This is a genomic window from Neopusillimonas maritima (genome assembly GCF_003576595.1).
Taxonomy (GTDB): Bacteria; Pseudomonadota; Gammaproteobacteria; order Burkholderiales; family Burkholderiaceae_B; genus Neopusillimonas; species Neopusillimonas maritima.
The window spans coordinates 347,831-366,707 of the sequence record NZ_NQOU01000002.1 but is presented as its reverse complement, the minus strand read 5'-3'; the positions used below and the strand labels follow the sequence as shown (position 1 = coordinate 366,707).

The following is an 18,877-nucleotide window of genomic DNA, read 5'->3' as shown; positions in this document are numbered from 1 at the left end:
ATGGGCGGATTCGATTGAAATAGGATCCCTATCCACGACAGTCCAATAATTAGGAGACATTATGCGTAAGACTCAATTTATTCAAGGCACGCTAGCAAGTGTTGTTATCGCAGGTTTTGCCGCCATTACTCCCGCTTTAGCGGCGGATCCGATTAAAGTCGGTGTTGTGACGCCTTTGTCAGGAACGTATGCTAGTTTGGGTCAGCAGGTGCGTTGGGGTATCGAGCTGGCAACTAAAGAAATCAATGCTTCAGGCGGCATCATGGGGCGTCAGATTCAATTGCTTTTTGAAGATGAAGAGGCTAATCCAGCGGTAGCTGCGCCCAAAGCCGAGAAGCTTTTTCAGGTTGAAAAGGTTGACTTTCTTACTGGTACGGTCAACTCTGCGTCGACGCTGGCCGTTGGTCAGGTAGCCGAACGCAACGATCGTCTCATTGCCACCACAGTTTCATTCTCCGACGCGATTACTGGCGATAAATGTTCGCCTAATGTTTTTCGTGTTAATGCGAAGGCGGGACAGCAGTCGGCCGCTTTGGCTGCATGGTTGAGTGAGGCTGTCCCCGATGCTCAAGTATTCTATCTGGGGCCCGATTATGAAATGGGTCGCAGTACGGTGGCTGCGTTCAAAAGCGCTGCCGAAGCCAGGGGTGCCAAAACAGTAGGTGAAGTGTTTGCACCGCTAGGTAACAAGGATTATTCGCCTTTTTTCGGGCAAATTCGTGCTTCTCGACCTAACGTTCTCTATACGTCGGTGGCGGGTAACGATACTGTGCGCTTGTTCAACCAACTAGCGGAATATGGCTTGAGCCGCAACTTAACCATCGTAGGGGCGTCGGGTACGGTAACCTCACAAAACATGGAAGCCATCGGGGAGAATGCCGAAGGATTCACCACTGGCGTAGGTTATTCCGTCGATTTGGATATTCCAGCCAATAAAACCTTTGTAAAGGCGTTTGAAGCTGAGTATAAGGCGTTGCCAGATCTTTATGGTGCTGATTCCTATGGTGTGATGTATTTCTATAAAGCTGCTGTAGAAAAGGCTCAAAGCACCGAAACAGACAAAGTTCGTGCTGCTATGGAAGGCTTGGAGTGGTCGACGCCTCAGGGTATGAAAACCATGCGTGCCGGTGACCACCAAGCCATGCAAGACATGTACGTAACGCGTGTTCAGGACGGCAAGTTCAACGTATTGAGTAAAGTGGCCGCCAAAGATGCCTTGGGGCCTGACACCTGCACACGTTTCTAATCTCCTTTTTCCTCTGCATAACCAGTCCGGCGGCTTTGTCGTCGTCGGACCGGGTTCCCACAAGGAATCACCATTATGGGTAGCTTCGTCGATACCTTGCAGTTTGTTTATGCTCCGCAAATAATCAATGGTCTTTCTATTGGTGTTGCGGTAGTTCTAATGGCGTTGGGATTGACCATTATTTTTGGCCTACTTGATGTCATCAATATGGCTCATGGTGAATTCTATGCTTTGGGCGCTTATGTTGGCGCAACTTTGCTGGCCTTGGGCGTCAATTTTTGGATTGCTCTTGTACTGGTCCCGCTCATTATGGCGCCATTAGGCTACATGACTGAACGGTTATTCATTCAGCGAGTCTTTCATCAACGTGATCGGCATATGCTTACTTTGTTATTGACGTTTGGCTTAGCCATTGTGCTTGAGGATGTCTACAAACTGGTATTTGGCCCCCAACCTTATTCTATTGATACACCTGTTAGTGGTGTCAGCGAAATTCTAGGTGTCTTTTTCCCGAACTACAGGTTGTTCATGATGGCGATTGGCGCACTGATCATTGCTGCAGTGTGGTTGGTTGTTTACAAAACCCGCTTGGGCGCGATGGTACGCGCTGCCGCGTTCGATAAAAATATGGCGTCTTCTTTGGGAGTGCCTGTGTCGGTTGTCTATGCCGGTACTTTTGCGTTTGGTGTTGCGCTTGCAGGGTTTGCGGGTGTGTTGCTTGCGCCTATTTATTCTGTATTTCCAACTATGGGCAAAGACTTCATTCTCATGGCCTTTACTGTGGTTATTGTCGGCGGTCTTGGTAGCATCAAAGGAGCGCTAATCGCCGGGCTATTACTGACTCAGATTCAGTCATTGTCCAGCCTTTATATTTCACCATCATGGTCCGAACCGCTGGTTTTTTCCGTCATGGTTGTTGTTTTGATGCTGCGGCCACAAGGTCTGTTCGGGAGGCTTGGTCATGCCTGATTCAATTGCTATTGCTTCTGCAGTCCGGCGCTCTGCATTAAAACAACCTGAAGAAATTGCGCGTAATATTCTCAGGCGTTTTGCTTATCTATTCATCGTACTGGCGCTGGTATTTGCCGCAATTGCTTATGCAGTTGATGACGTATTTTTCTTTCGATTGGCGACTGAGGCTCTGCTGTTTGGTGGTCTAGCAATGGGTGTTGACTTATTGCTGGGTTATGCCGGACTCTTATCGCTAGGGCATGCGTTGTTCTTCGGGTTGGGGGCTTACGTATCGGCACTGGTTCTGAAAACGGTGATGCCTTCGTTTTGGCTGGCTTTGTTGGTTACGTTAGTGGTTTCCAGTGGGGTTGGTTTGGTTGCCGGAATTATTGCCATTAGAGCCAGAGGTGTCTATTTTGCGCTTATTACTTTTGGTTTAGCAGAGGTGATTGCCAAAGCGGTTTATAACACCCAAGAACTAGGTGGATCAGACGGCATCATGGGTGTACCTATCGTCACAATCAACTTTGGACTGTTTGTCGTCAACAGTAACGATCCAGTAGCGTTCTTCTTATTGGTACTCGTGCTCATTATGCTGTTTTATTTTGGCTTGGAGGCTTTGTTGCGCATGCCGTTCGGGCGCATGACTGTAGCCATCAAAGCTAATGAAGACCGGGTTCCATTTCTTGGCTTTAGTGCCCAACGCTACAAGCTTATGGTTTTTGTCGTTGCTGCCAATGTGGCGGCGCTGTCGGGTGCTGTGTATCCGATGCTGCGAGGCTTCGTCTCGCCTGAGCTGCTCTTTTTCCATACTTCGGGTAACGCGGTCATTACCGTTATTCTGGGCGGTATAGGCACTTTGGTGGGGCCGCTGTACGGTAGCGTGATTCTTACTACACTGAAATCTGTCATCGGCTCGTTTACGGAGCATCACCTTATTGTCATCGGTGTGTTGTTCATGATTTCCGTTATTTTCTTTCCCGCAGGACTTATTGGGTACTTGAAAGCGCGTATTCAGAGTCGCCATGAGCGCAATCGGAGGGCAGCATGAGCGCAATCGTTTCTATGGCGTCGTCTGATAACGATATTATTCTTGATGTAAGCGAATTGTCGGTTTCGTTTGGCGCTCTCAAGGCTGTTGACCAAGTAAGCTTTACGGCGCGTCGCGGAGACATCGTATCGCTGATAGGTCCAAACGGCGCAGGCAAGAGTACGCTTTTCAATTTGGTCAGCGGTGCAATTTCTCCTACTCATGGTACGGTTTTTTTCAATGGTGAGCATGTAACTGGTATGTCGCCCAACCAATTGTTGCATAGAGGGTTGTCACGCTCCTTCCAGATTACCAAACTTTTTTTTGAGCTATCAGTTATTGAAAATCTACGGTTGGCGGCGCAGGCGCTTGAGCCGGCTCGACATGCTTTTCTGCCCCTGTCTCGTAGTTTAAAGGCTGGTCGTCGTATTGAAGAGCTTATTGACCAGTTTGGCTTGGAAGACAAGGTCTACGAATTGGCAGGTTATTTGTCGCATGGTGAGCAGCGGCGCCTCGAGATTGCGTTAGCCATGGCGTCGTATCCAAAACTGCTTCTTTTGGATGAGCCAACCCAAGGTATGTCACATGCGGATACTGAGGAGACCGCTAAATTGATTAAATCTTTGGCGGGCGACGTTTCGGTGTTGCTGGTTGAGCACGATGTGAGTTTGGTTATGAGCCTTTCCGATCACGTGGTCGTAATGGCTCAAGGCAAAAAACTGACCGAGGGAACACCACAAGCAGTGAGAGCCAATTCTGCAGTACAGACGGCTTATTTTGGAGAGCGGCGAGATGCTTGAGTTGCATGATGTACATACTTACTATGGCTTGAGCCATGTCTTGCAAGGGGTCTCGCTGTCAGTCGAGCCTGGTGAGGTTGTATTGCTATGTGGTCGGAATGGTGTTGGCAAAACAACCACGATTAAAACCGTCGCTGGTTGGGTAAAGCCTTCGAGTGGCACTATTCGATTCGACGGAAGTGATTTAAATGGAATGGCTTCTGACCGTATTTGTCGGTTGGGCATCGGGCTGGTACCAGAAGACAGACGCATTTTTCCAGGTTTGACCGTTGATGAAAATTTGCGATTAGGTTTGTTGCAGTCGCCGCGACGGTCAGCTAGTGAAAGTCGCAAAATCATGGCTCGGGTATATGACCAGTTCCCTCAGTTGCAGGTGCGCAGTCAGCAAATGGGCACATCGTTATCGGGGGGGGAGCAGCAAATGCTGGCCATTGCTAGGGTCTTGGTTGGAGCGCCGCGACTTTTATTGATCGATGAGCCCACAGAAGGTTTGGCTCCCATTATTGTGGATGAAATCTTTGCCATTATTGAGCGCCTCAAAGCTGATGGTATGCCTATTTTGCTCGTTGAGCAGAATGTCCATCGGGCCTTGACGGTGACAACCAGATTTTATGCGCTTGAACGCGGTCAGGTTGTTATGCATGGTAATGCTGGTTCAGTCCAGGACCGGGAGGCGCTGGATAAAATTATCGTTGTTTAACTGCTGCCTACTTTTAATTATTTAACTTTTTGATTGCCTGTGTTGGCGATCTGCTGGTTTATTACGTTGTCAAAGGAATGCAAAATGGAAAACTTGATCCACCCAGCCCATATGCTCTTGTCCGAGTTAGATGGGTTTTCTGTCGAAATTGATGTCTCGAGAGAGCGAGCTGACATTGTACTTAATCGCCCACCCTTTAATGTTATCTCGATGGAACAGCGCGATCAATTGCGTTTGGTTTTTGAGTCATTAGACCATAATTCAGATGTGCGAGTGATTGTGCTTCGCGCTGAGGGCGAGCATTTTTCAAGTGGTGGTGACATTAAGGGTTTTCTTGAAGCCTCTCCCGAGCATGTATCGCAATTGGCCTGGAATGTTGCTGCGCCGGCTCGTTGCTCTAAGCCAGTTATTGTTGCTAACCGAGGTTATTGCTTTGGAGTAGGATTTGAAATTTCCCTGGCTTGTGATTTTCGTATTGCTTCCGACACTGTACAGTATGCTTTGCCAGAACAGAAATTAGGTCAGATTCCAGGCTCTGGCGGGTCGGCGCGATTGCAAAAAATGGTGGGGATTACACGCACGAAAGACGTGGTGATGCGATCGCGTCGTATATCCGGAGCACAGGCTTATGATTGGGGTGTAGTGACTGAGTGCGTCAGCGACGACGAGCTTGAAAAGGCCACAGATGCCTTAGTCGATGAGTTGCGTAAGTTTTCACCCCTGGCTCAGCGGACGGCAAAAAAGTTGCTGAATGAAACCGAGGATGCCTCGTTAACGACCGCGATAGACCTCGAAGGGCATTGCTATAGTCGCTTACGTTCTTCCAACGATTTTCGTGAGGGGGTCGAGGCGTTTCATAGTAAGCGGTCTGCAAAGTTTAACGGTACATGAACGAACGCCAGGATTTTGCTTGAGTGGCGCTTGGCAGTTGTTAATTTTTATAGTAGTACCATAACATCGTCTGCTATTTGCTGCGGGCCGGCATCGGGGCGAATGAGCACACGCGCGTTGCCTTCTTTGTCGAATAAGTAGAACGACGCGCTGTGATCCATGCTGTAGTCACCGTCGCCTTGTTCCACCTTGCCGTAGAAGGCACGGAAAGAGCCGGCCGTTTGCTTAAGCTGTTCAGGTGTGCCGGTTAAGCCGATAAAGTCGGGATGGAACGCTTTAACGTATTGCGCAAGGCGTTCGGGCGTGTCGCGCTCGGGGTCGACGCTGATCATGGCCACCTGAACATTTTGTGCTTCTTCGCCCAGCACCTGCATGGTTTGCGCCAGCTGCGCCATGGCGGTCGGGCAAACGTCGGGGCAATGGGTGAACCCGAAAAATACCAGCAGGGCTTTGCCGTTGAAGTCGGCCAGTGTGCGGGTTTGGCCGGTGTGGTCGGTCATGTTCAGATCGGCGCCCAGGCCACTGCCGCTGATGTCGGAACCGTGAAAGGAGGGGGTCGTGTTCTGTTCGCCGCACCCCGCAAGGGCCAATGCAACACTTCCTGCGGCACAGGCTTTCAGAAAGCGGCGTTTTGAGGGTTGAAGGAACATAAGTTGAGTGGAACTTTGGGCTACGGGATGCTTTACGTTAAATAAGCAGAACCCAGTGATCGATCAGCAGGGCCAGGAACAAGAGCGATAGATACAAAATGGAAAAGCGGAACAGTTTGCGTGCCAGTGCGTCGGAATAGTTTTTATACAGTTTCCAGGCATACCAAACGAAAAGACCGCTCAGTACAAAGGCACACACCAGATACAGCAGGCCGCTCATGCGTACCATGAACGGCAGTAGCGTTGAGGCGAACAGCACCAGGCTATATAGAAAAATATGCAAACGGGTAAATTGCTGGCCGTGGGTAACGGGCAGCATGGGCAGGCCCGATTGGGCGTAATCGGTATTACGGTACAAGGCCAGTGCCCAGAAATGCGGTGGTGTCCAGATAAAGATAATCAGCACCAGAATCCAGGCTTCGGCGGGAACTGAATTGGCCACCGCCGCCCAGCCCAGCGCCGGAGGCATGGCACCTGAAAGCCCCCCAATCACAATATTCTGCGGTGTCAGCGGCTTAAGAATAATGGTGTAGATAATGGCGTACCCTACAAATGTGGCGAAGGTGAGCCACATGGTTAGGGGGTTAACCCAGTGGTATAGCACCAGCATCCCGGCACCGCCCAGTAAGCCCGATAGCACTAAAACCTGGGTATTGGTGATGGTGCCTTGTGCGGTGGCGCGCCGCGCGGTGCGCAGCATTTTGGCGTCGACCTCCTGCTCGATGAGGCAGTTAATCGCGAAGGCGGCCGCCGCCAAAAGCCAAATGCCGACAATACCGGCAATAACAGGTTGCCATGGCGGCAGACCTGGGCTGGCCAGAAACATGCCGATCACGGCACAGAACACCGCCAGTTGGGTGACACGCGGTTTGGTTAGCACCCAATACTGGCGCCACAGGTTCGAAGAATGAATTGATGCGGTACTCATACCGGTATTGTAGTCGGTCGCGCACCGGCGATGCGGACCAACAAGGTTGTGCTCATTAAAACAAGCCCGGCGGCCCCGCCGTTGTGCAGTACGGCGATTAGCAGCGGCCATTCGAAGAAGATGGTGGTCAGGCCGGTGAACAACTGGGCGCATAGTAAAGCCAGTACCCATGTGGCGGGCGTGCGCAAGCCGGGTTCGGCCCGCATTTGCCAGGCCAGTGTTCCCAGATAGGCGAATACGACCCAGGCGAAGTTACGGTGAATCCAGTGGATGCCCACCAAGGCTTCCTGGGAAATCATCTCACCGCCAGGCAGCTCACCCAGGCCCCGGATCAATGAAAAGCCGTTTTGCAGATCCATGGCGGGCACCCATTGACCGTTGCAGGTGGGGAAGTCCATGCAGGCCAGTGCGGCGTAATTGGTACTGACCCAGCCGCCCAGGGCAATTTGAACGAACAGCAGCACAAAGCCGACCAGCATCCAGGGTTGCCACCGCAACGCGGCAACGGAAATGCGTTCATGCTGTTTTTCACGGGCGGCCAGCCAGGTCATCATTGCCAGCAGCAGCATACCGCCCAGCAAATGTGCTGTGACGATGATGGGCATTAATTTGTGTGTGACGGTCCAGGCGCCGAATGCCCCTTGCAGGCAGACCGCAACCAGCGTGGCGATTGCCAGTTTTGGGGTATGCCCCAGTGTTTTTCGATGCCGCCAGGCCATGATGACGATGAAAATAATCAACAGCCCCAGGAAAGCGCCGACATAGCGGTGGATCATCTCGATCCACGCTTTGGGAAAACTGACCGGGCCATACGGCATGGCCTCGTAGGCCTGGCGAATATGATCGGCCGCGCCGATGGGGGTGATTTTGCCGTAGCACCCCGGCCAGTCGGGGCAACCCAGGCCCGAATCGGTTAAGCGCACGAAGGCGCCGAACATAATGAGGTCGAGCGTTAAGAACCAGGTAAAAAACACCAGCTTCCGATAGCGTGTTCTGATACGTTCCAACATCGGCCTAACCAATTCTGGAGTTGTAGAGCAGCTTGCTGAGGTCTTGGCGCACTTCGGGGCCACGCACTTCCGCCGGGGCGTCATCGGGCGGGAATTCAAGCATCAAGTTGCCCAGTGGGTCGATGATCCACATGGGCTGGGTTAAAGCTTGTGTCTGATTGAGCGTGTCGGCATTGTCGACTGTATTGGTGGTCAGGAACTGGGCGAGTTGTTCCGGCTGGGCGCGCAGCATGATGGTTGAGCCATACGCTTCCATGACTTTGCTCGGCACGGGTGTGTCGTCGGTAATCAGCCAAACACGCACGACACGATCAACATTTTTACCCTGGCTGGCATGCGAGTTTCGCAAAATAAACAGTTTTTCCACGCAGGATTCCGGGCAGGCACCCTGATCGGCCGTGAGCAAGACCCATTGCCCTTGCAGGCTTTGCAAGTCGAACGGCTCGCCGTCTAGCGTGGTGAGGTTCAACTCATTGGCCGGCGGCGTGGGCCGCTGGGGCTGAACCAGCTTTCCGTAGTTGGTAACCTCATCGGGGCGCAGCCCCAGAGCCGGCACGTAATAGGCCAGTAGCGCGGCGACAACCGGTGCGATGCATAGTACGAAGATCCAGATCAGAGGTTGAATCGAACGCTTTTTCTGCGGATTCGGAGACGGAGAAGAGGTGTTGCTGACCACAGTTATTCCTTGAAGTGGGAAGGTGACGCTACTTTGCGCCTGCGTTGCCATGCGCGCCATGCAACGACCAGCCATGCACCCACTGCAATAAGCGCAAAAATAAACCATTGCAGTGCGTAACCGCGATTTTTATCGGCGTCGGTTTGTGGGGCGGCCCAGTCTTGAATGAGCGGTGTTCCATTTGGAAGCCGGTCGGCGGATGTTTGTTGCACAACAGCAGGAAGCAATTTTAGCCCGGTTGCCCGTTCCGCGTCTTGCAGCGATAAATTTTGCAACTCCGGCGGCGAATGGTGTTCTTTCCAGTTGGGTTGTTCTAGAGGCGACTCGGTGTTGGCCGAGCCAAAAGACCAGAGTTCAAGGAGCCGTGGAATATGGCTTAGCAACTCACCTTCGATGGTTTGTGTGCCTGCTGCGCCGCTCAGTTCCGGCAGGCTTTGGCCGGCCCCGATGGGGCGCGGAATCCAGCCTCTTAAAACGAGAACGGCTTGGTTCGATTCCAGCTCCAAAGGCGTCGCCACCCAGTACCCTGGTCGCCCTTCGTGGTTGCGGTTCGCCAATAATACGGTGAACTGATCAAGCCATTGGCCCGTTGCCTGAACACGACGCCACGGCGTAAGCTGTGCCGCGGGGGTTTGTACGCGCAGCGCCAGTGGCGCCATGGCGCGACCCGCATTTATTCGCTCCAGAATCGCCTCGCGTTCGGCGGCGCGGTCGAGTTGCCATTGCCCGAGAGAAAAGCACACTGCCGCCACAATGGCCAGTGTAATAAGTGCCGATAGGGTGCGAAGAGGAAGGTTTGCTTGCGTCATGTCTGCGATAATTATAGTTTCTCGGGGGAGCTGATCATGCGCATTATTGTGATTCTGGCGTTTCTGGGTATTTTGGCCAGCCTGGCGTCGGCGTTTATTTACCTAATGCGTGACAAAGGTGGCTCGAATCGAACCGTTAACGCTTTAACCGTCAGAATTGGGCTTTCAATTCTGTTGTTTTTATTTGTATTGCTGGCCCATCACCAGGGCTGGATTGAAAGTACCGGCATTACGTTCCGGCCTGTTCAGCCATAAAAAAAGCCGGTCATGTCGACCGGCTTTAACGTGCCCGGCGCATAGCCGGGCGCTTGGGCAACTTTTAGAACCAGTACACAAACAGGTATAGGCCCAGCCACACGACGTCGACGAAGTGCCAATACCACGCAGCCCCTTCGAAGCCGAAGTGGTTGTTTGCCGTGAAATGCCCCTTAAGTAAACGGAACAAAATCACGGTAAGCATCGTGGCACCCAGAATGACGTGGAAGCCGTGGAAGCCGGTAAGCATGTAGAACAATGAGCCATATGCGCCGGAATCAAAGCGCAGGTTCAGGTCGGCATACGCATGCATGTATTCGTAAGCCTGAACGCCTACGAAGACGAAACCCAGAACAATGGTGGCGGCCAACCAGAACGCTGTTTTGCCCCGGTGGTTTTCACGCAGTGCGTGGTGCGAAATGGTAAGCGTCAAACCCGAAGTAAGCAGCAAGGCCGTATTAATAGTGGGCAGCCAGAACGGACCCACTGTTTGGAACGCTTCCACGACGCCTGCCGGCCCGAGGTTTGGCCAGGTGCCCGAGAAGTTCGGCCACAACAAGTTGCGGTGGTCGATGTCGGACAGCCATGGGGTGGTGATTTCACGCACGTACCACAGCGACCCGAAGAACGCGGCGAAGAACATCACTTCCGAGAAAATGAACCAGGCCATGCTCCAGCGATAGGAGACGTCGACCCGGGCACTGTTCATGCCGGTTTCAGATTCCCGGATGGCATCGCCAAACCAGCCCCACAATACGAAAAACAGGAACAGCAAGCCAACCAGCACCAGCCAGGGGCCGGCGGCAATACTGTTAACCCAAAGGGCTGCGCCCAGCAAAACGAATAACAAAGCAATACTGGCGCGCACCGGATGCACGGAGTCGGCGGGCACGTAGTAGTAAGGTGCCTGATTGCCGTTGGCCGAGTGACCTGCACTCATGGTGTTCTCCTACGAATTATTTAAATTTTACAAATACATTAAACCGCTTGGGCAACGAACCATTGCGCTATTAGCACCAGCCCTACCACGAAGATAACGGTGGCGATAACGGCCGCAATGATTAAATGAACCGGATTAAGGCGTTCAATGTCCTCGTTGTAGCCTTTGCCCTTGCGTACCCCAAAAAATCCCCACAAAACGGCTTTCACTGTTTGGAAGAAATTGAGCTTGCGCTTGGACAGTTCCTTCAGATCGTTGCTCATAAACCTACTTTAGCCGATGCCGCCGCGGTAGAACACCCACCCCATAATGGCAAATACGATAACTGCCAGGATAAGGCCGGTGATACGATTGCGGCGGCGTTGTTCGGGTGTCATAAACGTTACTTCACTTCTGGTGGCGTTTCGAATGTGTGGAAGGGTGCAGGTGAGGGCACCGTCCACTCGAGGCCTTCAGCGCCTTCCCATGGCTTGGCGGGAGCGGGTTCGCCGCGACCTGAGTAAGCCTTCAGCACAACATAGATGAAGATCAGCTGCGACAGACCGAACCAGAATGCGCCAATTGTGGCCACCTGGTGGAAATCGGTGAACTGTGCTGCGTAGTCGGCATAGCGACGCGGCATGCCGGCCAGACCCAGGAAGTGCATGGGGAAGAAAGTGACGTTAAAGGAAATCATGGTTGACCAGAAGTGCCATTTGGCCAGGCGTTCGTCGTACATACGGCCTGTCCATTTGGGCAGCCAGTAGTACGCACCGCCGAACAGGGCGAACAACGAGCCGGCCACCAACACGTAATGGAAGTGCGCCACCACATAGTAGGTATCGTGCACGGCGATATCGATGGGCGCCACAGCCAGGATCAGGCCGGTAAAGCCGCCGATGGTGAACACGAAGATAAAGCCGATCGAGAACAACATTGGGGTTTCAAAGCTCATGGAGCCGCGCCACATGGTGGCCACCCAGTTGAAGATCTTCACGCCGGTGGGCACCGAAATAAGCATGGTGGCGTACATGAAGTACAACTGTCCGGTTACCGGCATGCCGGTGGTGAACATGTGGTGCGCCCATACCAAGAAGGAAAGAATGGCAATGGCGGCCGTTGCATACACCATGGAGGCATAGCCGAACAAACGCTTGCGCGAGAATGCAGGCACGATGGCGGACACGATGCCAAAGGCCGGCAGAATCATAATGTAGACCTCGGGGTGACCGAAGAACCAGAACACGTGCTGATACAGAACAGGGTCACCACCCGCCGCGGCGTTGAAGAACGCGGTGCCGAAGTGGCGGTCGGTGAGCAGCATGGTTACGGCGGCGGCCAACACGGGCATCACGGCAATAAGCAGGTATGCCGTAATGAGCCAAGTCCAGCAGAATAGCGGCATTTTCATGAGCGTCATGCCGGGTGCGCGCATGTTCAGAATGGTGACGATAATGTTGATGGCGCCCATAATGGATGAAGCACCCAGAATGTGCACACCAAAAATGGCCAGGTCCATGCCGGCGCCCATTTGCAGCGTAAGCGGCGCGTACATTGTCCAGCCCGCCGCCATGGCACCGCCCGGAACGAAGAAGGATGCCGTAAACAGAATGGCACCGACCGGCAACAGCCAGAAGCTGAAGTTGTTCATGCGGGCAAAGGCCATGTCGGAGGCGCCGATTTGCAGCGGAATCATCCAGTTGGCGAAGCCTACGAAGGCCGGCATGATGGCGCCGAACACCATAATAATGCCGTGCATGGTGGTGAACTGGTTGAACAGTTCCGGCTGGAAAAACTGCAGGCCGGGTTCGAATAGCTCGGTACGCAGCAACAAAGCCAGGGTACCGCCTTCCAGCAGCATAAGGAACGAGAAGATGAGGTACATCGTCCCGATGTCTTTGTGGTTCGTGGCGAACAGCCAACGGCGCCACCCCTTGGGGGCGCCATGGGCGTGATCGTCGTGCCCGTGGGTGTGATCGGCAGTGATACTGCTCATGGTGGACTCCTTCCTACTTTGCCGGGGCCGTGTGTTCCAGCGCGACCCCGGTAGAAAAAACTAGCGAATAAACTACGTTAACAACGTTGCGCCTAGCGCAAGGCGGTGACTTCGGCAGGTTGAACAACCGGGTCTTCACCTTTGCCTTCATTGCTCCAGGCGTTGCGGATGTAGGTGCTGACAGCAGCAATTTCCACATCGTTAAGCTGGTCGCGGAAGGCCGCCATGGCTGTGCCCTGAACCCCATTCAACACGGTTTCAAGCTGTGTTTTCATTGGGCCCAGAACCACTTGTGAGCCGTCGAGCGCAGGGAACGCGCCCGGTGTGCCCTTGCCGTTGGCCTGGTGGCATGCAACGCAGTTGGCAGCGTAAACCTGCTCGCCACGTGTCATGAGTTCTTCTTTGGTCCACTCTTTGGTTGGGTCGTCGGCTGCGTTGGCCAAGGCTTTCTGCTGCTCTTGCGCCCAGGCGTTGAAGTCGTCTTGCGAGACGACGTTGACCACAATGGGCATGTAGGCGTGGTCTTTACCACAGAGCTCTGCACACTGGCCGCGATAGGTACCAATTTTTTCGGCACGGAACCAGGTGTCGCGCAGGAAGCCGGGAATGGCGTCTTGCTTAACACCTAATTCGGGCACCATCCAGGAGTGGATGACGTCGCCGGCGGTCAGCACAATACGTACTTTCTTGTCGACCGGCACAACCAGTGGCTGGTCGACCTCCATGAGATAGAACTCTCCGGGGGGTTCTTTACCCAGGCGCTGTGCCATGGGGGTGCTCAGGTTCGAGAGGAAGCTGACGCCTTCAGCCGCGCCGTCGACGTATTCGTAGCCCCATTTCCATTGATAGCCGGTAACCTTAACAGTGAGGTCGGCACTGGAGGTGTCTTTCATGGCCACCACGGTTTTGGTGGCGGGCAGCGCCATGGCTACCACAATAAGGAAAGGGATAACCGTCCAGGCCACTTCCACACCCACGTGCTCGTGGAACTTGGAAGGCTTGAAGCCGGCGGCCTTGCGGTGGCGGACGATGGAGTAAAACATGACCCCGAATACGCCAATGAAGATGACCGTACAGATGATAAGCATCATCCAGTGCAACCAAACAATATCGCTGGCAATCTGGGTAACCCCTTCCGGCAGATTCAGCTGGTTGACCCTTGGACCCCCCGGCATATCTTTCACCTGCGCACCGGCCACACTTGCAAATAGCAATGCGCTGGTGCCCAGTACCCCTCTCAACTTCTTCATGCTGACCTCGAAATACAGTGTGCCCTGCCGTTCCCGGCGTTGACCGGCAGGCATGGGTAAGCCGGCCTGCGGCGTGAGCACAATTATCAGATGGCAAGGACGAGTACAAACGGCCTGTGCACGACAGACCCACCCGGACTATGCCCCATTGAATTACGTCTAAACCGCAGAATTATAACGAACCTGCGGCGGTCGTGGGGCAATGGGGCCGTCTTACACTACAATTTGCGCATGAATGCACACATTGAATCCCTTACGCTAAGCCAGGTTCAGGCACGTCTTGAAGCGCTTCATCCGCGTCTGCAACAATTGCCTCCGCCGGGTTCCCGGCCCCTTACGATTGCGGGTCGGGTGTGTGGCTGGATCACTGCACGGGCAACCGAGGCGGTGCAGGCGCTTGAAGGGGTCCGGGTCGAGCACGAGGCGGTGCATGTGGGCGCGCGCTTTGTGAACCCTTCTGCGGCGTTGAACGCGCTTTTGGCCAATGTGGCCGTGGCGCTTAAAGAAGCCGGTTGCGCGCGCGGCTGGCGCGATGAGCTATTGGATGTCGTGGGTGAAGGTTGTCGCCTGGGTGCGATTGAACGCGCCGCGGTCCGCCCAATGGGTTTGCTGACGCGCGCAGTGCACTTGAATGCCTGGACTCCGGACGGGCGTTTATATGTGGCGCGGCGTTCCGCTACAAAAAGCACCGACCCTGACATGCTGGACACCCTGGTAGGTGGATTGGCCGGCGCGGGTGAAGATATGGACACGGCATTGGTGCGCGAAAGTTACGAAGAGGCGGGTTTGGCTGAAACTGATATCGCACAGCGCGATCCAATGCGCACCATTGTGCGTATGCATCGTCGCTTGCCGGAAGGCTACCAAGTGGAAGATGTCTTGATCAGCGAGTGCGTGCTGGCCGACTCCGTGACGCCGCGTAATATCGACGGCGAAGTGAGTGAAATTATGGCGGTGACGCCTGAACAGCTATGGCAGTTGCTCACGGAAGAACAGTTCACCCTGGAGGCATCGCTGGTTATTTTGGACAGTTTACGGTCACGCCTGATGCAAACTGCGTAAAATGGTTTTGTTCCTTGCTAACGTTGGTGCGGAGGCGCTATGACTCAATCGAATAACAGTAATCCGTTTATGTTCCCGGGGCTTGGTCAACAAGGTGATTTTGGGCACAACCCCATGCTGGCCAGTATTGAAATGATGCGTCAGGCCTGGGATAACCTGGCTCAGGCGGGTGCCTCGCACGGGCTTGGGCTGGCCGCGCCGCCCATGAATATTGAAGATCTCGACCGCCGTATTGCCGAGTTACGTACCGTTGAAAACTGGTTGCGCATGAACTTGTCGATGCTCACCAGCACTATTCAGGGCCTGGAGGTTCAGCGCGCCACTATTTCTACATTAAAGTCTTTTGTTTCGCCTGAAGGCATGACCGGCAATGGTGACAACCCTTCGGCACTAGAGGTGGCGCTGGGTTTGAAACCGTCGGGGCAGGCCAAAATTAAACCGGCACCTGCAACAGAGCACGACCCAGCCGGTGCAGCGGGCAAGAAGGCCGGCGGGGCATCACCGCAAGGTGAGGCAGATGCCAGTGCCGACGCAATGAGGCAAGGCGCAGAAGCCATGCAACAGGGGTCCGAAGCGGCCCAGGCCTGGTGGTCGATGTTGCAAAACCAATTCAATACGTTGGCGTCGGCTACCTCGGCCGGTACGGCAACTGAAGACTCCCCCGGCAAGACAGGTTCCGGTGCTAAAAAGGCAGCGGGTGCTTCCGCCTCGTCGGCCGACGCCAAAAGCACGATGTCAACGGCTTCAGCGCCGAAACGGACGGCGGCTGCGCGTGCACGCAAGCCAACCGGGGCCGCGGCGCGCAAAAAAACCGGCGCGGCGCGCAAAAAAACCGGCGCGGCGCGCAAAAAAACCGGCGCGGCGCGTAAAACAGCCGCCCGCAAACGTTCTGCGGCGAAAAAAGCAGCAGGTTGATCAGCAAACTTTCCTGAAAGTGTTTTATTCATGTTGAATATTGTGATTCTGGCAGCAGGGTTGGGTAAGCGTATGCAGTCCAGCCTGCCTAAAGTGCTTCACCCTGTTGCCGGCAAACCCATGCTGGCACACGTTATTGATCAGGCCCGGTTATTGAATCCGGGCCGTATTGTTGTGGTAGTGGGGCACGGCGCCGAAACGGTGAAAGAAGCCTTCGCGCATGCCGCCGATTTGGATTTTGTATTGCAAAGCCCGCAGCAGGGCACCGGCCATGCCGTTATGCAGGCTATTCCGTTATTGCAGCAGGCCGATCCGAGCGGGGCGACCTTGGTGTTGTATGGCGACGTGCCTTTGGTGCAATCGGCCACCCTGGAAAGTCTGTTGGAAGCGCGCCATGGCGGCTTGGCGATTCTTACCGAAAAGCTGGCGGATCCTACCGGCTACGGCCGCATTGTGCGGGGTTCAAGCGGCCACGTAGAGCGCATTGTGGAACACAAAGATGCCAACGATGCAGAACGCGCCATTAACGAGGTGAATACGGGCATTCTTGCAGCGCCCACAGGCAAGCTCATTGAATGGCTGGGGCAAGTTTCCAACAACAATGCTCAAGGTGAGTATTACCTGACGGACGTGGTGGGCCTGGCGGTTCGCGACGGCGTGACGGTGGGGTCCGCTCATCCTTCAGCTGCTTATGAAACTCTGGGTGTTAACAGCCGGGTTCAGCAGGCTCAGCTTGAGCGCTTGTGGCAGGCGGAGCAGGCGCGGCGCCTGCTTGAGCAGGGCGTCACGCTAGCCGACCCGGCCCGTTTTGATTTGCGTGGCACCCTGCAATGTGGGCGCGACGTGTTCATCGATGTGGGTTGTGTGTTTGAAGGCGATGTCGTGCTGGAAGACGGTGTGCGTGTGGGGCCGCACTGCGTGGTGAAAGCCGCGACAATTGGCGCTGGGTCGTTGGTTGAAGCGTTCAGCCATATCGAAGACGCAGTGGTGGGTGCACAGGCCCGTATCGGCCCTTATGCGCGCCTGCGCCCAGGTGCACAAGTGGGCGAACAGGCGCATGTGGGCAATTTTGTGGAAATCAAGAAAAGCCGTTTGGGTAAAGGGTCGAAAGCGAACCATTTGGCGTACATTGGCGATGCCCACGTGGGCGAGCGCGTGAATATTGGTGCCGGCACCATCACTTGCAATTACGACGGCGTGAACAAATTCCAAACCATTATTGAAGACGACGCCTTTATTGGTTCAGACACGCAGTTGGTTGCACCGGTTCGTGTGGGGAAAGGGGCCACGCTGGGGGCCGGCACCACGCTAACCAAAGATGCGCCCGCCGGCAAGTTAACGTTGTCGCGCTCACGGCAAACCACGATAGATCACTGGAAGCGGCCGGAAAAAAAGCAGTAGGCATTTAACATGACCGAATTCAAAGATGGCTTGCCCATGCCGCGTCGCCTTTGGGCGATGGTGGTGCTGATGGCGGGGTTGGCGTTGGTGTCGTGGGATATGGCGGCCGCCAACGTGGCGCTGCCTGATATTGCAACCGATCTGAATGTGTCGCCGGGTTTGGTGGTATGGGTCATGATCGCCTATACCGTTACGGTGTTAGTGGGTATTTTGCCTTCTTCGGCGGTGGCTGAGCGCATTGGTTTTCGGCAAATGTACGGACTGGGTTCCACTATTTTCATGGTGGGTGCGCTCGCGTGTGCGTTCTCTACGTCGTTCTCCATGTTGTTGATTGCGCGGGTCGTGCAAGGAATTGGTTCGGCTATGTTAATGAGCCTTTTCGGCGGTTTGGTGCGCAATATTTACCCCATGCGGCAACTGGGGCTGGGTGTGAGTTTGAGTTCTTTGGTGGTGGGTATTCTGGCTGTGTTGGGGCCGGCCATTGGTGCCTTCATTATTGAGCTTTCGTCGTGGCGCTGGACGTTTGTTGTTTATACGCCGGTGTGTGTGGCGTTGTTGTTCGGTTTGCGGGCTTTGCCCGATGTGCCGCGCACCAGCAAACGTTTCGATTGGCTGTCGTGCGGCTTGAGTATGATCACCTTCGGTTTGTTTGTGGTCGGGCTCGACATGCTGGTGTCGAATTTGGTGTGGGCGCTGGGGTTCCTGGGAGTGTCGTGCATTGCCGGTTGGTGGTTGTTCAGGCGCGCGGGCAGGCAGGAGGCGCCGTTGGTGCCGCTTGATTTATTGCGTATTCAGCCCATTGCCTTTGCCGTTAGTGCGTCGTTGGCTTCGTTTGCCTCGCAGATGTCGGCCATGGTGGCGCTGCCGTTTTATTTAATTCATATGCTGGATTACAGTTATGGGCAGGTTGGGGTGCTGCTGGCCGCCTGGTCGGTGGGCGTGGCCAGTATGGCACCCATTGCAGGCTGGATGTCAGATCGGTATCGTGTGGCCATCTTGTGCATTATTGGGGCCGGTTTAACCGGGGCGGGGCTGATTTGGACAGTATTGATGCCGCTTGATTCGCCCCATTACGCCATGTTGGCGCCGATGGTACTAAGTGGGATTGGCGTGGGCTTTTTCCAAACCCCGAACAACCGCGCCATGTTGGCCGGGGCGCCTCGGCGCAGAAGTGGTGCGGCCGGCGGCTTGCAGGCCACCACGAGGGTGTTGGGGCAAAGTGTGGGTACTGCATTGGCGGCCATAGCGTTCCAACTGGGCGGCGATAACGGCCCGGTTGTGTCCATTTCCGTTAGCATTGTTTGCGCTTTGCTGGCCGTGATCATTAATGTCGTGCGCCATTTCAACCCCACGCCCGACTTGCAGTTGTAGCGCAACAAAGCAACCTG

The 18,877-nt window shown here is 54.5% G+C and carries 21 protein-coding genes; 11 read left to right on the top strand and 10 right to left on the bottom strand.

From position 1 onward, the window contains the following. The first annotated feature begins 61 nt into the window (after positions 1–61). The 6 genes from CJO09_RS06765 to CJO09_RS06740 all read left to right on the top strand — a co-directional run bounded on the left by CJO09_RS06765 (position 62) and on the right by CJO09_RS06740 (position 5,618). The gene (locus CJO09_RS06765; RefSeq protein WP_119441678.1) at positions 62–1,246 is read left to right on the top strand and encodes an ABC transporter substrate-binding protein; all 1,185 of its coding nucleotides are present in this window, start codon (positions 62–64) and stop codon (positions 1,244–1,246) included. A 75-nt stretch (positions 1,247–1,321) separates the two neighbouring features. Next, on the top strand, positions 1,322–2,215 hold the full coding sequence (locus CJO09_RS06760) for a branched-chain amino acid ABC transporter permease (protein ID WP_119441677.1): 894 nt from the start codon (positions 1,322–1,324) through the stop codon (positions 2,213–2,215). Beyond that, the gene (locus tag CJO09_RS06755) at positions 2,208–3,248 is read left to right on the top strand and encodes a branched-chain amino acid ABC transporter permease (protein ID WP_119441676.1); all 1,041 of its coding nucleotides are present in this window, start codon (positions 2,208–2,210) and stop codon (positions 3,246–3,248) included. The genes CJO09_RS06760 and CJO09_RS06755 overlap by 8 nt, the downstream gene beginning before the upstream one ends. Then, a complete protein-coding gene (locus tag CJO09_RS06750) occupies positions 3,245–4,027 on the top strand; it encodes an ABC transporter ATP-binding protein (RefSeq protein ID WP_245961252.1) in 783 nt (260 codons plus the stop codon). The genes CJO09_RS06755 and CJO09_RS06750 overlap by 4 nt, the downstream gene beginning before the upstream one ends. Continuing rightward, complete coding sequence (locus tag CJO09_RS06745; protein ID WP_119441675.1) at positions 4,020–4,727, top strand: ABC transporter ATP-binding protein; 708 nt, start codon at positions 4,020–4,022, stop codon at positions 4,725–4,727. Before CJO09_RS06750 ends, CJO09_RS06745 begins: the two co-directional genes overlap by 8 nt. A gap of 84 nt (positions 4,728–4,811) precedes the next feature. Beyond that, entirely contained in the window at positions 4,812–5,618 is an 807-nt protein-coding gene (locus CJO09_RS06740) for an enoyl-CoA hydratase/isomerase family protein (protein WP_119441674.1), read from the top strand. Between the two features lie 47 nt (positions 5,619–5,665). Here the strand turns inward: CJO09_RS06740 and CJO09_RS06735 are convergent, their stop codons facing one another. Genes CJO09_RS06735 through CJO09_RS06715 form a run of 5 tightly spaced genes read right to left on the bottom strand, consistent with a single transcriptional unit; the run spans position 5,666 to position 9,691 of the window. Continuing rightward, complete coding sequence (locus tag CJO09_RS06735; RefSeq protein ID WP_119441673.1) at positions 5,666–6,268, bottom strand: SCO family protein; 603 nt, start codon at positions 6,266–6,268, stop codon at positions 5,666–5,668. Positions 6,269–6,305: 37 nt separating this feature from the next. After that, on the bottom strand, positions 6,306–7,196 hold the full coding sequence (gene cyoE, locus CJO09_RS06730; RefSeq protein WP_119441672.1) for a heme o synthase: 891 nt from the start codon (positions 7,194–7,196) through the stop codon (positions 6,306–6,308). Next, positions 7,193–8,203: a COX15/CtaA family protein gene (locus CJO09_RS06725; RefSeq protein ID WP_119441977.1), complete on the bottom strand. Its 1,011-nt coding sequence runs from the start codon at positions 8,201–8,203 to the stop codon at positions 7,193–7,195. The genes cyoE and CJO09_RS06725 overlap by 4 nt, the downstream gene beginning before the upstream one ends. Positions 8,204–8,210: 7 nt before the next feature. Next, positions 8,211–8,882 (bottom strand): SCO family protein, encoded by a 672-nt coding sequence (locus CJO09_RS06720; protein ID WP_119441671.1) that lies wholly within the window; start codon positions 8,880–8,882, stop codon positions 8,211–8,213. A gap of 2 nt (positions 8,883–8,884) precedes the next feature. Further along, positions 8,885–9,691 (bottom strand): SURF1 family protein, encoded by an 807-nt coding sequence (locus CJO09_RS06715; protein ID WP_119441670.1) that lies wholly within the window; start codon positions 9,689–9,691, stop codon positions 8,885–8,887. Positions 9,692–9,727: 36 nt separating this feature from the next. Between CJO09_RS06715 and CJO09_RS06710 the strand changes: the two genes are divergently transcribed. Then, positions 9,728–9,946 carry a twin transmembrane helix small protein gene (locus CJO09_RS06710; protein WP_114419323.1) on the top strand — a complete coding sequence of 73 codons (219 nt, stop codon included), beginning with the start codon at positions 9,728–9,730 and terminating at the stop codon, positions 9,944–9,946. A gap of 64 nt (positions 9,947–10,010) precedes the next feature. Here the strand turns inward: CJO09_RS06710 and CJO09_RS06705 are convergent, their stop codons facing one another. The 5 genes from CJO09_RS06705 to coxB form a co-directional block, all read right to left on the bottom strand. Then, positions 10,011–10,886, bottom strand: coding sequence for a cytochrome c oxidase subunit 3 (locus tag CJO09_RS06705; protein WP_114419324.1), 876 nt, complete (start codon positions 10,884–10,886; stop codon positions 10,011–10,013). Positions 10,887–10,924: 38 nt separating this feature from the next. Then, on the bottom strand, positions 10,925–11,149 hold the full coding sequence (locus CJO09_RS06700) for a DUF2970 domain-containing protein (RefSeq protein ID WP_114419325.1): 225 nt from the start codon (positions 11,147–11,149) through the stop codon (positions 10,925–10,927). Between the two features lie 9 nt (positions 11,150–11,158). Beyond that, complete coding sequence (locus CJO09_RS15930; RefSeq protein WP_119441669.1) at positions 11,159–11,263, bottom strand: hypothetical protein; 105 nt, start codon at positions 11,261–11,263, stop codon at positions 11,159–11,161. Between the two features lie 5 nt (positions 11,264–11,268). Next, complete coding sequence (gene ctaD / locus CJO09_RS06690; RefSeq protein ID WP_114419327.1) at positions 11,269–12,861, bottom strand: cytochrome c oxidase subunit I; 1,593 nt, start codon at positions 12,859–12,861, stop codon at positions 11,269–11,271. Positions 12,862–12,953: 92 nt separating this feature from the next. Further along, positions 12,954–14,111: a cytochrome c oxidase subunit II gene (gene coxB / locus CJO09_RS06685; RefSeq protein WP_119441976.1), complete on the bottom strand. Its 1,158-nt coding sequence runs from the start codon at positions 14,109–14,111 to the stop codon at positions 12,954–12,956. Positions 14,112–14,342: 231 nt separating this feature from the next. Here coxB and CJO09_RS06680 point away from each other — a divergent pair, with 231 nt between their 5' ends. From CJO09_RS06680 to CJO09_RS06665, 4 genes are read left to right on the top strand one after another with little or no spacing between them, the layout of a single operon-like run. Then, entirely contained in the window at positions 14,343–15,173 is an 831-nt protein-coding gene (locus CJO09_RS06680) for an NUDIX hydrolase (RefSeq protein ID WP_119441668.1), read from the top strand. Positions 15,174–15,212: 39 nt separating this feature from the next. Then, positions 15,213–16,088 carry a PhaM family polyhydroxyalkanoate granule multifunctional regulatory protein gene (locus CJO09_RS06675; protein ID WP_179950519.1) on the top strand — a complete coding sequence of 292 codons (876 nt, stop codon included), beginning with the start codon at positions 15,213–15,215 and terminating at the stop codon, positions 16,086–16,088. Between the two features lie 30 nt (positions 16,089–16,118). Continuing rightward, positions 16,119–17,489, top strand: a complete 1,371-nt coding sequence (gene glmU / locus CJO09_RS06670) for a bifunctional UDP-N-acetylglucosamine diphosphorylase/glucosamine-1-phosphate N-acetyltransferase GlmU (protein WP_119441667.1) — start codon at positions 16,119–16,121, stop codon at positions 17,487–17,489. 9 nt (positions 17,490–17,498) lie between these two features. Then, on the top strand, positions 17,499–18,860 hold the full coding sequence (locus tag CJO09_RS06665) for an MFS transporter (protein ID WP_119441666.1): 1,362 nt from the start codon (positions 17,499–17,501) through the stop codon (positions 18,858–18,860). Positions 18,861–18,877: the final 17 nt, after the last annotated feature.

Bases quoted from the DNA above. Each gene is read 5' to 3' on its own strand.
- ctaD (WP_114419327.1), bottom strand. From the start codon at position 12,861: ATGAGCAGTATCACTGCCGATCACACCCACGGGCACGACGATCACGCC.
- CJO09_RS15930 (WP_119441669.1), bottom strand. From the start codon at position 11,263: ATGACACCCGAACAACGCCGCCGCAATCGTATCACCGGCCTTATCCTG.
- CJO09_RS06680 (WP_119441668.1), top strand. From the start codon at position 14,343: ATGAATGCACACATTGAATCCCTTACGCTAAGCCAGGTTCAGGCACGT.
- CJO09_RS06740 (WP_119441674.1), top strand. From the start codon at position 4,812: ATGGAAAACTTGATCCACCCAGCCCATATGCTCTTGTCCGAGTTAGAT.
- glmU (WP_119441667.1), top strand. From the start codon at position 16,119: ATGTTGAATATTGTGATTCTGGCAGCAGGGTTGGGTAAGCGTATGCAG.
- CJO09_RS06760 (WP_119441677.1), top strand. From the start codon at position 1,322: ATGGGTAGCTTCGTCGATACCTTGCAGTTTGTTTATGCTCCGCAAATA.
- CJO09_RS06765 (WP_119441678.1), top strand. From the start codon at position 62: ATGCGTAAGACTCAATTTATTCAAGGCACGCTAGCAAGTGTTGTTATC.
- coxB (WP_119441976.1), bottom strand. From the start codon at position 14,111: ATGAAGAAGTTGAGAGGGGTACTGGGCACCAGCGCATTGCTATTTGCA.
- CJO09_RS06715 (WP_119441670.1), bottom strand. From the start codon at position 9,691: ATGACGCAAGCAAACCTTCCTCTTCGCACCCTATCGGCACTTATTACA.
- CJO09_RS06745 (WP_119441675.1), top strand. From the start codon at position 4,020: ATGCTTGAGTTGCATGATGTACATACTTACTATGGCTTGAGCCATGTC.
- cyoE (WP_119441672.1), bottom strand. From the start codon at position 7,196: ATGAGTACCGCATCAATTCATTCTTCGAACCTGTGGCGCCAGTATTGG.
- CJO09_RS06665 (WP_119441666.1), top strand. From the start codon at position 17,499: ATGACCGAATTCAAAGATGGCTTGCCCATGCCGCGTCGCCTTTGGGCG.
- CJO09_RS06705 (WP_114419324.1), bottom strand. From the start codon at position 10,886: ATGAGTGCAGGTCACTCGGCCAACGGCAATCAGGCACCTTACTACTAC.
- CJO09_RS06755 (WP_119441676.1), top strand. From the start codon at position 2,208: ATGCCTGATTCAATTGCTATTGCTTCTGCAGTCCGGCGCTCTGCATTA.
- CJO09_RS06735 (WP_119441673.1), bottom strand. From the start codon at position 6,268: ATGTTCCTTCAACCCTCAAAACGCCGCTTTCTGAAAGCCTGTGCCGCA.
- CJO09_RS06750 (WP_245961252.1), top strand. From the start codon at position 3,245: ATGAGCGCAATCGTTTCTATGGCGTCGTCTGATAACGATATTATTCTT.
- CJO09_RS06675 (WP_179950519.1), top strand. From the start codon at position 15,213: ATGACTCAATCGAATAACAGTAATCCGTTTATGTTCCCGGGGCTTGGT.
- CJO09_RS06710 (WP_114419323.1), top strand. From the start codon at position 9,728: ATGCGCATTATTGTGATTCTGGCGTTTCTGGGTATTTTGGCCAGCCTG.
- CJO09_RS06700 (WP_114419325.1), bottom strand. From the start codon at position 11,149: ATGAGCAACGATCTGAAGGAACTGTCCAAGCGCAAGCTCAATTTCTTC.